Origin of the sequence: Microcoleus sp. Pol12B5 (assembly GCF_036701335.1) — a bacterium.
In the GTDB taxonomy this organism is placed as follows: Bacteria; Cyanobacteriota; Cyanobacteriia; order Cyanobacteriales; family Microcoleaceae; genus Microcoleus.
This window is the reverse complement of sequence record NZ_JAUBQQ010000016.1, coordinates 83,527-102,095: the sequence shown is the minus strand read 5'-3', so window position 1 is coordinate 102,095 and position 18,569 is coordinate 83,527. Positions and strand designations below refer to the sequence as shown.

At 45.7% G+C, this 18,569-nt stretch carries 8 protein-coding genes; 1 reads left to right on the top strand and 7 read right to left on the bottom strand.

The annotated features are described in order from the left end of the window. The 4 genes from QUA24_RS10950 to cobA all read right to left on the bottom strand — a co-directional run. Window positions 1-659: serine protease (locus tag QUA24_RS10950; RefSeq protein ID WP_333229546.1), on the bottom strand; the 659-nt coding region annotated here is incomplete at its 3' end. A gap of 225 nt (window positions 660-884) precedes the next feature. Next, complete coding sequence (locus QUA24_RS10945) at window positions 885-1,031, bottom strand: hypothetical protein (RefSeq protein ID WP_333229544.1); 147 nt, start codon at window positions 1,029-1,031, stop codon at window positions 885-887. A gap of 16 nt (window positions 1,032-1,047) precedes the next feature. After that, window positions 1,048-1,251 (bottom strand): Fic family protein, encoded by a 204-nt coding sequence (locus QUA24_RS10940; RefSeq protein WP_333229542.1) that lies wholly within the window; start codon window positions 1,249-1,251, stop codon window positions 1,048-1,050. Between the two features lie 234 nt (window positions 1,252-1,485). Further along, window positions 1,486-3,051 carry a uroporphyrinogen-III C-methyltransferase gene (cobA, locus tag QUA24_RS10935; protein ID WP_333229540.1) on the bottom strand — a complete coding sequence of 522 codons (1,566 nt, stop codon included), beginning with the start codon at window positions 3,049-3,051 and terminating at the stop codon, window positions 1,486-1,488. A 141-nt stretch (window positions 3,052-3,192) separates the two neighbouring features. Between cobA and QUA24_RS10930 the strand changes: the two genes are divergently transcribed. Then, a complete protein-coding gene (locus QUA24_RS10930; protein ID WP_333229538.1) occupies window positions 3,193-6,408 on the top strand; it encodes a glycosyltransferase in 3,216 nt (1,071 codons plus the stop codon). A gap of 81 nt (window positions 6,409-6,489) precedes the next feature. Here QUA24_RS10930 and QUA24_RS10925 read toward each other — a convergent pair whose 3' ends face one another. From QUA24_RS10925 to QUA24_RS10915, 3 genes are read right to left on the bottom strand one after another with little or no spacing between them, the layout of a single operon-like run. Next, window positions 6,490-16,458 carry a tetratricopeptide repeat protein gene (locus tag QUA24_RS10925; protein WP_333229537.1) on the bottom strand — a complete coding sequence of 3,323 codons (9,969 nt, stop codon included), beginning with the start codon at window positions 16,456-16,458 and terminating at the stop codon, window positions 6,490-6,492. A gap of 41 nt (window positions 16,459-16,499) precedes the next feature. Next, window positions 16,500-17,558, bottom strand: a complete 1,059-nt coding sequence (locus QUA24_RS10920) for a homogentisate phytyltransferase (protein WP_333229534.1) — start codon at window positions 17,556-17,558, stop codon at window positions 16,500-16,502. A gap of 36 nt (window positions 17,559-17,594) precedes the next feature. Continuing rightward, window positions 17,595-18,548: a methyltransferase domain-containing protein gene (locus tag QUA24_RS10915; RefSeq protein ID WP_333229532.1), complete on the bottom strand. Its 954-nt coding sequence runs from the start codon at window positions 18,546-18,548 to the stop codon at window positions 17,595-17,597. Window positions 18,549-18,569: the final 21 nt, after the last annotated feature.

The following is an 18,569-nucleotide window of genomic DNA, read 5'->3' as shown; positions in this document are numbered from 1 at the left end:
GGGGCGACTTCGCCGGAACTCGTTTGCGCGAAACCAAATTCCCCTTGTCCGTGTAAACCGATGACTCGCGCTTCGGAGTCAAAAACTGGGCCGCCACTCATGCCGCTCCAAGTTACGGCTTGATAGCGCAAAGTGTAACCTTCCGGGCGGTTGCGTGGGCGGCTGGTAACGAGTCCGGGAGAGAGTTCGGGTTCTCGTTCGGCGCCAAAAAGCCCGCCCGTAGCGGGATAGCCGTAAACGAAGATTTGAGTGCCGATGACGGCTTGATCGGAATCAGCGATCGTCGCGACTGGATATTCTTCGGGGCTTTCAAATTTGACTACGGCTAAATCCGGGTCTGTTTCGGCGGTTTGCAAACGGGTGACGGAGGTTGCTTGATAGTTTTTGCCTTTAGACGTGCGAACGGTGTATTTCACGTCTGCTTTTTCTACGACGTGGTTGACTGTTAAAACTGTGTAAGTTTTGCCTGTTTTGGCAATAATTACCCCAGAACCGTCTCCGAGGGAACTGTTAATTTGTACTGTCAGTGGCCCAGCAATGCTGGCGACTTCTTGGGGGGTTTTGGCGATCGCACTTTGGCTGATGACTATGGTTAAGGCGGCCGTAGTTCCTGCTAGCAGGGTGGTTAAGGTGTCGTAACGAGAAAAATTTATATTCATGGCTATTGCTAATTAGTAGTTGGGTAGGGGGATTTGGCGGAGAAAGGGCTATCGGCAGTTTGTGCTTTTTTCTGTTTAGTTTTATTACTGGCTTGACGCAAAGGATCTCGGCTTTGTTCTTTAGTGATAATTTTACTCGCTTTTTTGTTCCGCGATTCGCTATTTCAATGTAGCGTGAGTACGCCGCACCTTACTTAATCTCAACGTAGGGTTCCCACTTACTTATTAAAACTTAAAAATACATGACTCGAACTCGGTGGTTAGTTCTTCCTTAGTCATGGTTCCCCGTGCGACTCCCATGACTAAATCATATACTCCATCGTCGGTCAAATTCAGAGCGCCACCATTCAAACGCAAAAAGGTATCTGTCACCGCAAAAGCCTTTCGTTTATTGCCTGCCGTCAATAAAGGGATGATTCATCGCTATGTGATAGAGATAGGCTGCCAGTTGTTCGCTAATTGTTGGATGCAACGATTGACCGCCAAAAGTTGCTTGTGGCTGAGCCAAAGCCGACTCCAACAAACCTTCATCTCTAACGCCGGGAGTGCCACTAAACCTCTCTATCTGTCTGGCGTGGATACTTAAAACCATACTTTCGCTGACAAAATTAGGAGTTGGCAAGGCAACGGTAAACCTCCTTTCTTTCGCGTTCTGAATCTAGATATGTCTGCCATGCTTTAGCTTCGAGTTTTTGTTTTTTTTCTTCAGTCTTTAAGAACGGACAAATTCAAGAACTTTCAGCAGCAAGGGTTCTGGTACTTGGTCGAGTTCTTGAAGAAGTTGGTCTTTTGCGGTCATGTTTTTTCCTTTGATCGTACAACTATTTTACAACCTCGATTGGGCCCATTCAACGATCGCCTCAGTCAATCCGTCTAAGGTATATTCCTTAGCTTCCACATCTAACTTACCCAATAAATTTTGGCAGCTTTTGGAAGTTTCCGGCCCGATGGATGCGATGCAAACGCTTTCTAACCAATCCTTAGACAGGGACAATTCTGGGCTTTTTTCTAGGAGGTTAAAAAAGTTATGCACAGTTTTTGAACTAGCAAATGTTATGATATTTATGGCTTGATTTTGGAGTGCGGATAGGGCGCTCGGCTCGATAGTTTTAGGAGAGCAAGATTGGTAAGCTGGCACTTCTATTACTTGCGCTCCTTTGGCGGTGAATTCTTTAACTAAAACTTCTCTACCTCCGCTTTCTACTCTCGGAAATAGGATTTTGCAGTTTTGCAAGTTGTCGGGGAAATTCTCGACTAGGGAATCGGCGATAAAGTTGGGGGGAATAAAGTCTGGTTGTAGAGAGTGCGATCGCAAACTTTCTGCTGTTTTTTTGCCGACAACTGCAATTTTAATACCAAACAAGCTGCGGGCGTCTTTGCCTTTTGCTTGTAATCGTTGGAAAAAGCAGTCTACAGCGTTATGGGAAGTGAGAATTAACCAGTGAAAGCTTGACAATTGTGCGATCGCACTGTCTAATCGTTCCCAAGTCGAAGGTGGCCCAATTACCAAGGCGGGCATTTCGATCACGCGGGCTCCTTGTTGCTGGAGTTTATCGCTAAATTCCGCCGACTGAGAAACAGATCGCGTGACTAAAATGGTTTTTCCTGCTAGCGGCAATTTGCTGTTGTTAGCGGTGAGTGGTTTATCGATCATATTTTTGCTTTCTGGCTGGATTAAATATTCGCGCAATCTGACTACTTCCCCAATTACGATCACGCAAGGCGATAAAGATTGACCTGCTGTTTGCTGTACAATGTTGGAGAGAGTGCCGAGCCAAATTTGCTGTTCGGGGCGGCCGCAGTCTCGGATAATGACGATCGGAGTTTCGGTAGATCGTCCGTGCTTTTGCAATTGCCAGACGATCTCACTCAGATTTCGCCCTCCCATCAATATTACCAAAGTTTCTATCTGCACTAATGCTTCCCATTCCAGAGCGTCCGATTCATGGGCGCTCATCACTGCAAAACAGCGACTCATTACCGGATCTGTGAGGGGAATTCCTGCTAGTAAAGGTGCGGCTAGGGCGGAGGAAATTCCGGGTATTACTTCAAACTCGCAGCCCGCTGTGATTAATGCTTGAATTTCCGAACTGGAGCGACCAAAAATAAACGGATCGCCACTTTTTAAGCGGATTACTTGTTTTCCAAGTTGGCAATGTTCTACCAGCAAGCGGTTAATTTCTTGCTGCTGGGTGGAAGGTTTGCCGCCACGTTTGCCGACTTCGATTTTTCGACAAGTTGCTGGGATTAATTCGAGTTGCGGGATGTCGATTAGAGCGTCATAGATTAAGACTTCGGCTTGGGATAGCAGTTTGTGCGATCGCACTGTCATCAAGTTACAATCTCCGGGCCCCGCACCGACTAGGTAAACTTTCCCTTTTTGGTTTTTCACAATTCCTCCTCGATAGTATAGTTGTATGAATATTGCTAGCCTATAGTAAGACGCGCCAAGGCGCACCCTACACTATAGTAAGACGCGCCGAGGCGCACCCTACGGTATACTCCGCAGTTTATTGTATTAGAAAAGCTATTTATGCAGATTATCATCATCACGGCCGCCGATGCAAATTACTTTGAATTGGTGCGAGGCACTATTTTATCGGTGCGGGAAAAACCAGAGGGTGAAAATGTTGCGATCGGCTTTTTCGATCTCGGCTGCACTCCCGAACAGTTGCAGTGGCTGGAAAGACAAGTTAATATCATTCAAAAACCAGATTGGGACTTTGACTTTCCGGGCAGAAATGAATCTCCCGAACATTTAAAAGGACTATTAGTTAGACCTTGTTTGCGAAAATACTTTCCCAATTTTGATATATACCTTTGGATCGATGCGGATGCTTGGGTTCAAGACTGGAGAGCAATTAATTTGTTGGTTGAAGGAGCATCGCGCCGGGGTCTAGCCATTGTTCCCGAAGTTCACAGGGCAAGCTTGCAGCAGTACGGGCAACTGCCTCAGTTTTGGCAGTGGGTTTATCAACAATATGAAGCTAACTTTGGTGAAGAAACCGCTAAAAAATTCTACAGTTATCCTATATTAAATGCCGGAGTTTTTGCCCTCCGAAAAGATGCTTTGCACTGGGAAGTATGGGCTGAAAAACTCCATCAAGGATTGCAGAGATCCGGCTGTGTCATGACAGATCAATTTGCCCTCAACCTCGCTGTTTACAGTAGCGAATTGTTCAATCTCACTGAAATGCTCCCAGCTTGGTGCAATTGGATATTCAACGGTTTTCCGGTTTGGGACAAGCAGCGAGGCTGTTTTGTGGAGCCGTACTTGCCGCAGGAGGCGATCGGCATTTTGCATTTAGCTGGCCGCCAGCAGTTTGACCGAGTACAATTGATGGCAACTGACGGCGATATACTGGAAATTAGCGTCCGTTATCAACCTAAAAAACAGGAAGCAATACAAATATTTCAAGAACAAAAAATGACTTACCAACAACCTGAGCTCAGCAAAAATAATTTATTACAACCAGGCGATTATGTTTCCACAGGGTTCCAAATAATTATACCTGACTCCTATTTTCCCAATATGATTATTGCTGATCCAAATGCAAGTAACTGGCCTTACTTGCGCCGGGAAATTCCGCATAATTGGTATGCAGACAAGCGCTATCCATTCATCGGGTTTTTGAATCGCGACGAAGCACATATCCTTTACAATACAGCCCTGCAATTCAAAGGTAAAAAAGCCTTAGAAATAGGCTGCTGGCTAGGGTGGTCTGCCTGTCACTTAGCCCTCGCAGGAGTTAAGTTAGATGTCGTCGATCCGCTGTTAGAAAGAGAAGATATCAGACAAAGCGTAATCGATTCAATTCAAGGTGCTCTAAATGCGTCGGCCGTTCAAACATCAGTCGAGCTAATACCCGGCTATAGCCCCCAAAGAGTAGAAGAATTTTCCGCTCAATTCAACCGAAAATGGTCGTTAATTTTTATTGACGGAGAACACGGAGGTGATGGGCCGTTAAATGATGCCATTGCGTGTGAAAAATTGGCTGAGGAAGATGCAATAATTTTATTTCACGATTTAACCGCTCCAGATGTTGGTAAAGGTTTAGATTACTTGAAACAAAGGGGATGGCAAACAGTAGTATATCAAACAATGCAAATTATGGGGGCTGCTTGGCGGGGCAATGTCGAGCCAGTAAAACATCGACCCGACCCCAATATTTCCTGGCAGTTGCCATCACATTTGCACGGTTACAATATTAGCAGTTTAGAGGCAATTAATTCTCAAACAGCCAGCCAAACCAATCAAAACCAACAGTCATCTTATACAAGAGATTTTTACCAATTAATCGGAGAAGGAACTCGCACTTCTGCTAGAGAAATTATTCCCCTGCTGTTAGACTTGCTGCAACCGATTTTACCTAAAAGTGTTGTGGATGTCGGCTGCGGTACGGGAAGTTGGTTAGCTGCGTTTCACAAATTGGGAATTGCTGATTGTTTGGGAATAGATGGCGATTATGTCGATCGCACTATTTTACAAATTCCTTTAAATCAGTTCCAATCCGCCGATTTAAAGCAACCGCTGCAAATAAACAGAAAGTTTGACTTAGCAATTTCCCTAGAAGTGGCCGAACATTTGCCGGCTACCTGTGCCGAAAACTTTGTTAATTCTCTCACTCAACTAGCACCAGTAATTTTGTTTTCAGCAGCAATACCATTTCAAGGCGGTGTCGAACACGTTAACGAACAGTGGCCACAATATTGGGCTTATTACTTTCAGAAAAACGGTTATGCAGTTATTGACTGCTTGAGAAAAAAAATATGGAACAATGACAAAGTAGAGCCTTGGTACGCTCAGAATGTCTTGATTTTTGTTAAACAAGAATACTTGTCGGGATATCCGAGGCTAGTAAATGAATATCAAAATACCGCTCTGAATCAATTAGCCATTGTCCATCCCAAGATTTATTTTTACAGTTTGCAAACTGCTAGAAATTCGGCACATAATTTACAATCAGAAAGTGTCAAACAAGTTACAGCATCGCCACAATTGGCAGATCGACCTTTGGTATCTGTGATTATTCCCTGCTACAATCAATCTCATTTTTTGGTAGAAGCAGTAACTAGCGTGATTAACCAAACTTACAAAAATTGGGAAATTATCATTGTCAACGACGGCAGCTTAGATAGTACCAGCACAGTTGCCAAAAATTTAATATTAGCAAATTCCCAATATCAAATTACGCTTGTAGAACAAACAAATCAAGGGCTTTCAAGTGCTAGAAATGCGGGCATAGCAGCCGCAAACGGTGAATACATTATGCCTTTAGATGCCGATGATATCCTAGCTGAAAACGGCTTGACTGACCTTTTAGAAATATGTTTAAAATCAAATGTACCTTGCGTAGCTTTTGGTTCTTATCAAATGTTTGGCACGGAAAATCGCATAGTACCAAGTTACGAGTTGTATTCGCCCGAAAATATCAAGAAATCTAACATGATTCACCCGTCTTCACTTTATCACAAATCTATTTTGGATTTGGTCAGCGGGTACAAAGTTGGGATGAAGGAAGGTTACGAAGATTGGGAGTTTTGGGTGAACTGCCACAAGCACAGTATTCCCTTTTTGGGAACGAGAGAAGTCGTTGTCAATTATCGGCGTTCCCAGAGCTCTATGTTGGCAAAATCTCAGCAATATCATCACAAGTTGGTAGCACAAATTGTTTGTTACAACCGGGAACTTTACGATATTGAAAGCGTGAATCTTGCGGAAAAGCTATTGAATAAAATTGCAAGTTGAGCCGGATTATTTACTATTTAGTCCGCCTTCGCAGACTTTGTTTGTGTAGTAGCGAATTCTATTCGCCGGAAAAGATGATTTTTAAAGCGAATTTGATATAACATCTAGAAAGCGTTTAACTTTTTTTTCCCAAGTCCAATCCAGCATAAAGTTAGCCGCAGCTAAACCGATCCGTTTTGCTTCTTCGCGATTAGTATAAACTTGCTCCAAAGCCTCGACAACTTCTGCCACATCAGACTCTCCCCAACCTTCTACACCATAAAAAGGAGCCGTCAGTTTAACTCGTCTTTGACTCCATAAAGGATAGCAAATGTGGCTGTAAATCAAGTCTAAATGACCAGTATTTGCTGATAAAATAGTCGGAATTCCGCAAGCCATACTTTCCATTGCGACTAAATTAGTGCCGCCTTCACAGCGGTTAGTGAAAACAGCACAGTCGGCTTCTCGCAAAATTTGTCCGGTGAGGTGATTGGGAATTAAGCCGATGTCGATAAAAGAGTCAATCGGCAAACCATTAGCCACTAACCATTGGGAAATTCCTAAACTTCCGTCGCGGTTGATATTGGGAAGTCCCGCAACGTTTCCGGTTTGTTCGATTCCTAGCATATACTGAGGCCAAAAATTGTGCCATGTTGTTAATAACAAAGCCTCTGGATGTTTGGCGCGAAATCGTTTGAAAGCGGCAATTACAATATCTTGACCTTTGCGATATTCTAGTTTGCCGCCGGAGAAAATGACGAAGCGATCGCCAAATAGATTAGATTTGGGTGCAGGATGGAAAATTGTTGGGTCAATTCCTTGATGTACCATCGCTACATTAGTCAAGCCCCGGCTTCTCAAAACATCCGCATTCCAGTTGGAACCTGCGACAATCGAGCTATATTTTTTGGCTGTTTCTAGTGCTTCTGCTGTGACTCGTGTGTCTTCAAAAAATATGACTCCTATTTGACAAGCGCTGGTAATTTGATTGTCAACTCCAGAGGATGCTAAATTATTCCCCAAAGCATAAAGTACAGGAAAATTACAACTGATTTGTTTGTCGGAATTGGCTGCTACTAATTCCTGAAAAGTTTTTTGCTTTTCAATTATAGGTAACAACAGCGATTTATGCAGCGGATTCATCGATTCTGAGGTGATTGATGGCGGTGCTAAAAGTGCAACTTCCCAGCCCGGATTTTGCCGCAGTTGTAGTGTTAAATTCATGGCGTAAATTCCCCAGCCGGTGGTGATGCTGAGGGGCCAACTAATGCCGATTCCGGTAATTTGTGGGGGAGTTTCTGGGGGGTTAATTTGAGGCGAAGTTTCTGGGAGTTGAAACCGAGGGGAAATTAGCTGTTCTAAGGCTGCTTTTATACGATCGCACACTCCATCCCAATCACCCGCTTTTTGCTGCCTAAACAACCGTACAGTGGGATACCAAGGGCTATCTTCGCGTTCCAGCATCCAGCGCCAATCGGGAACAAAAGACAGCAAAATCCAGACTGGTTTGCCCAAAGCACCGGCCAAATGCGCCACAGAAGTATCTACGCAAATTACTAAATCGAGTTGCGAAATAATTGCTGCGGTGTCGGCAAAATCTACGCAATGGTCGCTCAAATCTTCAATTTGGTGTTGCTTTAATAAAGTAATATCGCCCCCTGACAAATCTTTCTGAAGGCTGTAAAAACTCACTCCCGGAACATCTACAAATTTCAGAAAATCGCTCAATTTACACGATCGCCGATGGTTGTTGCGGTGCAGCGGGCCGCCTGCCCACACAATACCTACTTTTAGGTTATTATTCGCATCTAGGGAAAATTTAAAATCCTGTGGCGGAGCTAAATAAGGAATATTCGCCGGTATATTTTCCAAAGTCGTTCCCAGAATTCGGGGCAAACTTAGCAGCGGGGCTTGCACTTGAAAATCTATCAAATCGCTGGGCTTGACTCCTACTCGATCGACTCCTGCAATTCCTTCAAATAAACGCTTCAGCAAGACATGACAAGCAACAATAACTTTGCCGCCTTTTTGCTTAACTAAAGCCGCGTAGCGGATAAATTGTATCGTATCACCAAAACCTTGTTCAGGGTGCAATAAAATTGTTTTTCCCTGCAAATCCGAGCCGTCCCAAAGTGGTTTCTCAAAAGAGCGCTGATCCAATTGTTGAGTTTGCCAGCGCGATTCGTACTCCGCAAAACCACGCTCAAAATTTCCAGTTAAGAGCAAAGCTAAGGCTAGTCTCAAGCGCCAATTTGGCGAGTTGGGACGTAGTTGAATTGCTTTATTGTAGAAGTCGATCGCCTCTGCGACTTTTCCTTGTTCTTCGAGGGCGGAACCAAAATATAAGTTTGTTTCGCTCAGGTTGGGATTGGTTTCTAATGCTTGTTTGTAGTGCGAAATTGCCTCTGTTATTTGCCCGTTTTCCTGTTTGAGATAACCTAAATAACTGTGGGCTTCGGCGTAGCTGGGTGAGGCTGCAATTACTTGTTGGTAACGAGCGGCTGCCTCTGCTTTTTTACCTTGTTTTTCTAAGGCTTTGGCTATGTGAAATTGTACCTGTGCGGGCGACAAAGAAAATCGAGCCGAAGCTTCGGTATCTCCGTTACCAGGCACAGCTTGGGAACGAGTAGATTGTAGGGGCGGTTCCCTCGTGCCCGCCCTTTCTAGCAAGGCTGTTTTTACGCGATCGAATACTTCCTCCCAATCGCCCGGTGTTTGCTGCCGAAACAGTCGCGCCGTCGGATACCAAGGGCTGTCTTCGCGTTCCAACATCCACCGCCAATCCGGCATAAAACACAGCAGAATCCATACGGGTTTACCCAAAGCACCGGCTAAGTGCGCGACAGCAGTATCCACGCAAATTACTAAATCTAGTTGCGATATCACCGCCGCAGTATCGGCAAAATCGTTCAAATTGTCGCTCAAATCTATCACGGGAATTTGAGTCAACAAAGTACGATTTTCCGCCGACGCTTCTTTCTGAAGACTGTAAAAAGTTACACCGGGAATATCTAATAATGTCAGGAAATAGCTTAAATCGCTTGATCGCTGAAAATCCTTCAAATGTTCCGCACTTCCCGCCCACGCAATCCCAACTTTAAACTTACCATCGGAATTTAGAGAAAATTGCCAATTGGGCGGCGCAGCTAAATAAGGAACATTTGCCGGTATATTTTGTAAATTTGTTCCGAGAATATACGGCAAACTCATCAGAGGTGCTTGCACTTGGAAATACGGCAATTCATCCATCCGAACCGCCACTTGTTCGATGCCAGGAATCTGCTTAAATAAACGCTTCAGTTCTTGATAGCAAGAAATGATTACTTTGCCACCTTTTTTCTGCACAATTGCCGCATATCGCACAAATTGAATGGCATCGCCTAAACCTTGTTCGGATCGGAGCAAAATAGTTTGTCCGTTCAAATCTGAACCGTCCCAAACTGGTTGATCAAAATTCAACCGTGGTAATTTTTTCGCCTGTTCAGTTTGCCAGCGCCACTCGTATTCTGCTAAACCGCGCAGCCAATCTCCAGTCAACAGCAAGACTAAGCTTAAATTGAAGTGAGCTTTGACACAATTTGCATCAAGTTTTATAGCTTGATTGTAACACAAGACTGCTCGATTTACGTCTCCTAATTTTTCAACAGCACTGCCTAAATTAGTAATAGCTTCTAGATAATTAGGGTTCAAAGATATGGCTCGTTCCAAGCTAGAAATTGCCTGTTCTATTTTTCCCGCCGCCAAGCATAACGTTCCCAGGTGATAGTGTCCTGTAGGATTGTTTGGTTCTGCTTCAATTGCACGCTCGTAAAGGCGTTCAGCCTCGGCTAGCTGAGATTGTGTTTGCATCGCCGCACCCAAATTTACCAGCGCGGCCGCATAATTGGAATTGACGGAAAGTGCTTGATGAAAATACGCGATCGCAGTCGGCAACTCGCCCTGCTGCTGAAGTATCGCGCCGAGATTGTTGAGAGCTTTGACGTAAATCGGATTCAGGGCGATCGCCTTTTGAAAACAAGATACAGCATCGGCTATATTGCCTTTATCTTGCAGCAAAATACCTAAGTTATTCTGCGCTTGAGCGCAGTTAGGGTCGATTTCGATCGCGCACTGATAATAGGTGGCAGCTTCGGCTAAACTGCCTGTTTGGTGCAGTGTCACTGCCAAATTAGTGGCGGTTTCGATCGAATTGGGCTGCAAGATTAAAGCTTTTTTAAAACAAGCGATCGCCTCGGAAAATCTACCTTGTGATTTCAGCACATTTCCGCAATTAAACTGTTTTTGAGCTAAGTCAACATTGGGCTGACTTTCTATTAGTGATTGAGCTTCCTGATGCTGATAAATTCTGTCTCTCAGCGCGAAACCCGCTTCTTCTAAAACTCCTTCCCAATCCCCCGCTGTAGACTGGCGAAACAGCCGCGCCGTCGGATACCAAGGACTATCTTCGCGTTGCAACATCCACCGCCAATCCGGCACAAAACACAGCAAAATCCACACTGGTTTGCCCAAAGCACCAGCCAAGTGTGCCACACAAGTATCTACAGAAATCACTAAATCCAGAGCCGAGATTGCCGCCGCAGTATCCGCCAAGTCGTGCAAATAAGAGCTTAAATCTGTTACGGGCATTTGCTCTAACAAAGCGCGATCGTCTGCTGTCATTTCCTGTTGCAAACTATAAAATTCTGCTCCGGGAATATCTAACAGTTTTGTCAACAAATTTAGGGGGAACGATCGCACCTTATTTTGGGAATTTTTAGGATTTCCAGACCACACAATTCCTACTTTCAAATTAGTAGTTGGATTGAGAGTAAATTCCCAACCGGGCGGCGGAGCTAAATAAGGAACATTCGCCGGTATAGTTTCTAAAGTTGTTCCCAGAAGGTGTGGCAAACTCATTAGCTGGGCCTGAACTTGAAAATCCGGCGCATCCTCTGGATTAACTATTAACCCATCGATTCCAGAAACTTGTGCAAACAAGCGCTGCAAGTGTGGCAAACACCAAACAATTACCCTGCCTCCTTTTTGCTTGACTAAATCTGCATAGCGGATAAACTGAATTGCATCGCCTAAACCCTGTTCCGGGCCAAGCAAAATAGTTTTCCCCTCCAAATCTTTACCATCCCAAAGCGGCTGAATAAAGTTGTGGCGCCGGAACTGTTTTTCTTTAACTAGGAGTCGCCATTCGTACTCGCAAAAACCACGCTGCAAGTCTCCAGACAGCAGCAAAGCTAAACCTAAATTTAGGTGAGATTCGGGGCTAGCGACATTAAATTTAACTGCTTGGCTGTAGTAGGTGAGAGCCTCCGCAAATTGTCCGCGATTGTGCAAAGCACTTCCCAAACTGGTGAGGGGATTGATATAACCGGGTTTGAGTTCGATCGCCCGACGGTAACAATCGATCGCCTCTGCCATTTTTCCCGCTTCCTCAAAAGCTTTGCCGAGATTGTTCAAAGCTTGTGGAAAGTCGGGTTTCAGGCTCAAAGCTTGCTGATAGCAGGCAATCGCATCTTCAATTTTGCCCTGTTTATGCAGGACAATTCCTAGATTGCCGTGAGCCTGTGCAGTGGCTGGCGATGCCTGAATCGCTTGCTGGCAAACAGCTAAATCCTCATCCAACTTATGTGGACTAGACAGCGAACTCCCGCAAGCGAGATCAGTTTCTGCCCCATCCGGTTGCAGCGCCAGAGCTCGATCATAGTATGCGATCGCGCGGTCAATTTTGCCCTGTCGGATCGAGGCGTATGCTAAATGCTGCAAAGCCTCCACATCATTGGGAGCGATCGCGATCGCCCGTTCGTAATTTGCGATCGCGCGTTCGTAATTCGCGATCGCATCCTCCCCTTGTGCCTCCAAAGCAATTCCCAAATTCAAATAAGCCACCGCGCAATTAGGATTCACTTGAATCGCTTGCTCATAGCAGCTTATAGCCTCCACCACATCCCCTTGTTCTTCCCGCAACAGGCCCAAATTAATCAGCGCTTCCGCGCAATTCGGGTTTAAAGACAGCGCCCGCTGATATTCTGCGATCGCCTCTTCAGTCTCCCCTGCTTCCGCGAGCGCGCTGCCCAAATTGCTCGCAGTTTCCGCCAAATTCCCGTCGATTGCTAGGGCTTGTCGGTAGTGCGCGATCGCCTCTGGGAGCCTGCCCGCTTGTTGTTTGACAACGCCTAAATTGCTGTGCGCGGCTGCGTAATTAGGATTGATCGCGATCGCTCGCTCATAACAAGCGATCGCACCGCCAAAATCGGCTTGCTGCTGCAAATCCACGCCCAACCGAAACTCTGCATCTGCCGAATCCGACGGCACAAATGCAGCAGCAACCGCGCCTAGAGCTGCCGCCACCCGATCGAAAACGTCCTCCCAGTCGCCCCGCTGATGCTGGCGAAACAGCCGCGCCGTGGGATACCAAGGACTATCTTCCCGTTCCAACAGCCACCGCCAATCCGGCGAAAACGCCAGCAAAATCCACACTGGTTTGCCCAAAGCGCCCGCCAAATGGGCGACAGCGGTATCGACACTAATGACTAAATCCAGTTTGGCGATCGCAGCAGCAGTATCAGCAAAATCGCCAAAATACGGGCTCAAATCTACGATCGACGTTTGATTCAACAGCGCGCGATCTGCCTCAGAAACCTCTTTCTGCAAGCTGTAAAAGCTTACCCCCGAAACGTCCAAAAGCGGCAGAAACTGACTCAAACTGCACGAACGCTGCTTGTTTTTGCGGTGTTTTGGATTCCCCGCCCAGACAATGCCAACTTTCAAAGTGCGATCGGGCCCAAGCGTAAATTCAGCACCCGCAGGCGGAGATAAATAAGCAGTATTTGCTGGTATTGTTTCCAGCTTTGTACCGATAATATAGGGCAAACTCAACATCGGCGCTTGCACGTCAAATTCCGGCAGTGGCTCCCCTTTAACTATTAGCAAATCAATGCCGTCAACCGTTGCAAATAAACGGTGCAATTGCGGGTAACAGCCCACAATGACCCTACCGCCTTTATTTTTGACGATGGCAGCGTAGCGAATAAACTGAAGCGAATCACCTAAACCTTGTTCGGCGTGCAGCAAAATAGTCTTTCCCACCAAATCAGAACCGTCCCATAGCGGCCGGTATTCTCTGGCCGAAACAGTATTATCCGGCCCCGTCAAAAAACAGGAATGACCAGTGTGAAATTCTTTAATTTGCCAGCGCCACTCGTATTCAGCGAGACCATTTTCCAAATCTCCCACCAACAGCAAAGCCAAGGATAAATTAAGGTGAGCGCTAGCATGATTTGGACTTAAATCAATCGCTCGTCTGTAGCAGGCGATCGCATCTTCTACCGCGCCTTTTTCCAGAAATGTCCTGCCTAAATTGTTGATAGCTTCCACAAAATCCGGCAGCAATTCTAGAGCTTTGTGATAATACTCCAGCGCATCTTCTAAATTGCCCTGTTCTTGCAACACTGTTGCCAGATTGTTGTAAGCTTCCCAGCTATGCGGATGAATTTCCAGCGCTCGCCGGTATAGCTCGATCGCCCTGAAAAGTTCGCCTTTTTCTTGCTGCGCCACAGCTAAATTAATCAGTGCGGGTACGAAATTCGGTTCAGCGACAAGAGCTTGTTCGTAATGTGCGATCGCCTCTTCCACTTGACCTTGTTCCTCAAAAATCTTTGCCAAGTTGTAAGCTGTTTGAGGAATATTTGGATCGATGGCTAAAGCTTCTCGGTAATGTGGGATAGCGGCTTCCAATTCGCCCTTTTCTTGCTTGAGAAAACCAAAATTAATCCGCGCTTGAACGCAATTTGGCTCAAGAGATATAATCTGTTCGTAAAGGGCGATCGCCTCTTCCCGATCTCCTGTTTCCATTAAATGTTCTGCTTGCCGCAATAAATTCTCTAAAACAACCAAATTATCGCCAGGAGTTCCGATCGCAATCGATGTCTCAATTCCCTGCGATTGCTTAGCTGCGGAGCCTTCTGCTAACCCTTCGCTCGCCATCACAAATATTTGTTTACTCTCTTTAACCACGCTTCCACTTGTCATTTTGAGAGGCACATAATCGAGATCAGGCGTATTATTAGCAGTCATTGCGAGGGAAACGAAGTCAAGCTGGCCGTGGGCAGAACCCTCGGAATAACTAGCAGTATTGGCGATCGCAAATAAACTCAAAGCCGCCTGTACTTCCTCAAACAATTCTTGCCAACTTTCCGGCTGACTTTGGCGGAAAAGCCTCGCAGTTGGATACCAAGGATTATCTTCACGATCCAGCAGCCAACGCCAGTCAGGAGCAAAAGAAAGCAGCACCCAAACCGGTTTTCCTAAAGCACCGGCTAAGTGCGCCACAGCCGTATCGACACTAATGACTAAATCCAGTTGAGATATAGCCGAAGCGGTATCAGCAAAGTCGTTCAAATGCGGAGTTAAATCCGGCACTAAGTGTTGGTGCAACAAAGTGCGATCGCTCTCGGACAAGTTTTTTTGTAAACTATAAAAAGCGATTCCCGGAACATCCAAAAATCGAATAAAATCGCTCAATATGCAAGAACGCTGATTGTCTTTCCGGCGCTTCGGACTCCCTGCCCAAACAATCCCCACCTTCAATTTGGCATCAGAAGAAAGCGCAAACTTGCACTCAGCAGGCGGATATAAATAAGGAACATTGGCAGGTATTGTTTCCAGAGTTGTCCCGACAATTCGCGGCAAACTCATCAGCGGCGTGTGAACATCAAATTCTGGCAAACCTTCAAGACTAACTGATAAATATTCAATACCGGCAACTGTGGCAAACAACCGCAGCAGTTCTGGATAGCAAGCCACCATAACTTTAGCGCCTTGGCTGCGAAGAATTGGGGCGTAGCGAATAAACTGAATCGAATCGCCAAAGCCTTGCTCGACATGGAGTAAAATAGTTTTCCCCTGCAAATCCGAACCATCCCAAACCGGCTGTTTAAATTGCCTCGGTTGTAGTTGCGGAGTGCGCCACCGCCACTCATATTCAACAAAACCGCGCTGAAAATCTCCAAACAATAGCAAAGTTAAGGCGAATTCCAGGTGGGCGGTGGCGTTGTCTGGCTGCAATTCCAAGGCTCGACTGTGACAAGAAAAAGCTTCTTGAAATTCTCCTAAATCGACCAAAGCGTGTCCGAGATTGTTAATAGCCTCCACGAAGTCGGGCTTTAAGTTTAATGCTTGTCTGTAGTAGGATATTGCGGCTTTTACATTGCCTTGTTCGTGGTAAAATGCTCCTACATTGTTGTGAGCTTCGGGATTGTTGGGATCGAGTTTTACCGCTTGCTGGTAGCAGTTGAAAGCTTCGGCTAATTTACCTTGCTGCTGCAAAACTGTTCCCAAGCCCATCAGGGAATATGTCAAATTTGGATTTATTTTTAAAGCGTGGAGGTAATAAGCTATTGCCTCGTTTAATTGATTATTTTGTTTAAATAAATGTCCTAAATTGTGGGCGGTTTCCGACAGGTTGGGGTCGAGTCGTAGCGCTGTTTGGTAATATAAAATTGCCGCGTCAATTTCGCATAATTGCTGTTTTGCCCAACCCAAATTATTGTAAGCGAGTGCGGAATTGGGCTGGATTTTGATGACTTGTTCGTAACTGGCGATCGCCCTTTGATACTCGCCTACATCCAGCAAAAGATTAGCCTTATTTAAATGTGCTTCTACAAAATCGCGGTTTTGGGCGATCGCCTGTTCGTAAAAGTCGATCGCCTCTGCAATTTTTCCCTGCTGTCTCGCCGCTATTCCCAACAAACACAGCACGTTTGCTGATTCCGGCTGTACTTCTATTATTTGCCGGTACAAATTCTCAGCTTCTAACAAACGGCCCGCTTGGTGATGTTGCCAAGCTAATTTCAAAGAGTCTTCGGCACCCAGTTTGCAGGCAGATTTCCGCGATTTTTTTTGAGAAGCCATAGTTGTCTTGGTTGTTTGGGAGTTCGCTAACTTGTAATTGCCAAATTCTTCTAATTTGTTAACTCTTCCTTCCTTCTTCCTTCTTCCCCCTTCCTTCTTCCTTATTCCCCCTCCCCCCTTCTTTCTTCTTCCTTCTTCCGACGGACATCGCACTGACATCCGTGACATCCGTTACATCCGTTACACAATCCGTTGCCGAACTTCCCCTTCTACCCCAACAAACAAGCTGCGGGAAAAATCAGATATTCTAAGAAAAACAACTTCCAGATAAACTGATAAAATGCAGCAATTTCTATTTTATCGTCCAAATCAACTTTCGTGCTCCAAAACCACATCAAACCCAAAGCCGCCAAATGAGAAACTGCCAGAAACACTAAATTAACATTAGACAATACGATCGCTCCCGCCAAAGTCGCGCCCAAATAACAAACCGTCAACACCCAGCGAGATAAATTAAAGACCGTCGGCTTGCCCAGCTTAATCGTAAACGTAGTAATATTATATTGCTTGTCCCCTTCCATGTCGGGGATATCTTTAAAAATGGCGATCGCCAACGTAAACACCACAACAAAAACCGTCAGCACCCAAACTTCCGCAGGAATATCAAAAGACATACTCTCCAAACTCCAGCCAGAAAAAGCGCTTTTCGCCCTTCCCAAACCCAACACCCAATTAAAGTGCAAAAATAACCCTAAATTTACGATCGCGCCCCGCACAGTAAAAATGCACAGCGCCGCCCAAAAAGGAAACCGTTTCAGCCGAATTGGGGGCAGAGAATAAGCAGTCCCGATCGCCAAACTAACGCCAACGGTAGCCAGCAAAAACGGGCCTTGCAAAACAGCCGTTAAAATTGCTATAATTCCCGTGGCAATTACAATTAATTCCCCGGTTTTCTGAGAAAACACTCCCGAGGCGATCGGCAAATACGGCTTATTTATTTTATCAATTTCAACATCTTCTAACTGGTTCAACCCCACAATATAAATATTGCCGCAAATGCAAGCCAACCAGGCAAAAGCTAGGGGTCCAAATACAGGATTCACAAACAGCCGCGCACTTTGGGCGATCGCGTACAAAGCCAATACACTCAAGCTAGTACCCACAATTGTGTGCGGCCGAGAAAACTCCCAAAAAGCCCTCACCCAGCTTTGCGGAGCCGAGCCATTTTTATCAATCCAAGACTTGCCAATCGAATCATTGCCCATAAAACTCACACCCACCCCAAACAAATAATATTCTGTAGGGTGTGCAATGCACACCTTACTCATCAACTCAAGACTCAAAACTTCTCTGATATATGCCTGTTATTTTACAGCACAAATCAGCCCAAAACGAATCAACCCGCTCTGATATCCACGGCTCATCAATCCGAGAGCAAGTGCTGCTTGAATAGTCGTCCAACCACTCGTTAGCAAACCCCAAATCGCGCTCGGAGTCAAAGCAGAATCGATCACCACATCCCAAAAAGGAGCAACAGCTTTTGACCAATCAGCGGTGCGAATACTTGTCAAAAGCAAACTGCGGACAATTTCCTCATATTCCGGCAAAGAAATCACATAAGGCAAAGCATAAACCCGGTAAATTTCTGCCAATTCCTTTCTCTCTTCATCAGTTAATTCTCCCGCCGTTTCTCCCAGCGGGCGGTGACACCAAGTTGCCAATATCAAAGTTCCTCCCGGCTTGAGTACGCGGCAGCATTCCTGCAAAAACTTAATTTTGTCGGGCATATGTTCGCCACTTTCGAGCGACCAAACCAAGTCGAAGGACTCGTCAGGAAAAGGCATATTCAAAGCATCGGCCACCAAAAAGTTCACATTGCTTTGAGCATCGGCAATTTTAGCGCGTTCGGTCGCTCTGTTGGCCTGTACCGGACTCAGAGTAATCCCGGTCGCTGTAACCCTAGCGCCCGTTTTATTTAGTTCGGCAGATCTGCTAAAATCACGATCGCTCCTGCCATCCAACTTTAAATTATTTGCCGCGACCGAACTAAACTTTTCAGTCAAATACAGTGTGCTGCCACCAATCCCGCAACCGACATCGAGAATGCGGTAAGATTCACACAGTGCCTTCTCTGACGGTACTCCAGCCCATGCCAGCAGTTCTTCAATTAAATCTATCTGAGCCTGTCGGCGCTCTTTTTTCAAATTGCCATCCGGGCCGTAGTAACCGTGGTGCATATGTTCGCCCCACACCTGCTCCCACAAACCGCTAGAAGCGTCGTAAAGTTGCTGAATTTGCTGGTAAAGTGTTGATGTCATCGCCGGATCGCAAGTTATTAA

Bases quoted from the DNA above. Each gene is read 5' to 3' on its own strand.
- QUA24_RS10925 (WP_333229537.1), bottom strand. From the start codon at position 16,458: ATGTCACGGATGTCAGTGCGATGTCCGTCGGAAGAAGGAAGAAGAAAG.
- QUA24_RS10915 (WP_333229532.1), bottom strand. From the start codon at position 18,548: ATGACATCAACACTTTACCAGCAAATTCAGCAACTTTACGACGCTTCT.
- QUA24_RS10930 (WP_333229538.1), top strand. From the start codon at position 3,193: ATGCAGATTATCATCATCACGGCCGCCGATGCAAATTACTTTGAATTG.
- QUA24_RS10940 (WP_333229542.1), bottom strand. From the start codon at position 1,251: ATGGTTTTAAGTATCCACGCCAGACAGATAGAGAGGTTTAGTGGCACT.
- QUA24_RS10920 (WP_333229534.1), bottom strand. From the start codon at position 17,558: ATGAGTAAGGTGTGCATTGCACACCCTACAGAATATTATTTGTTTGGG.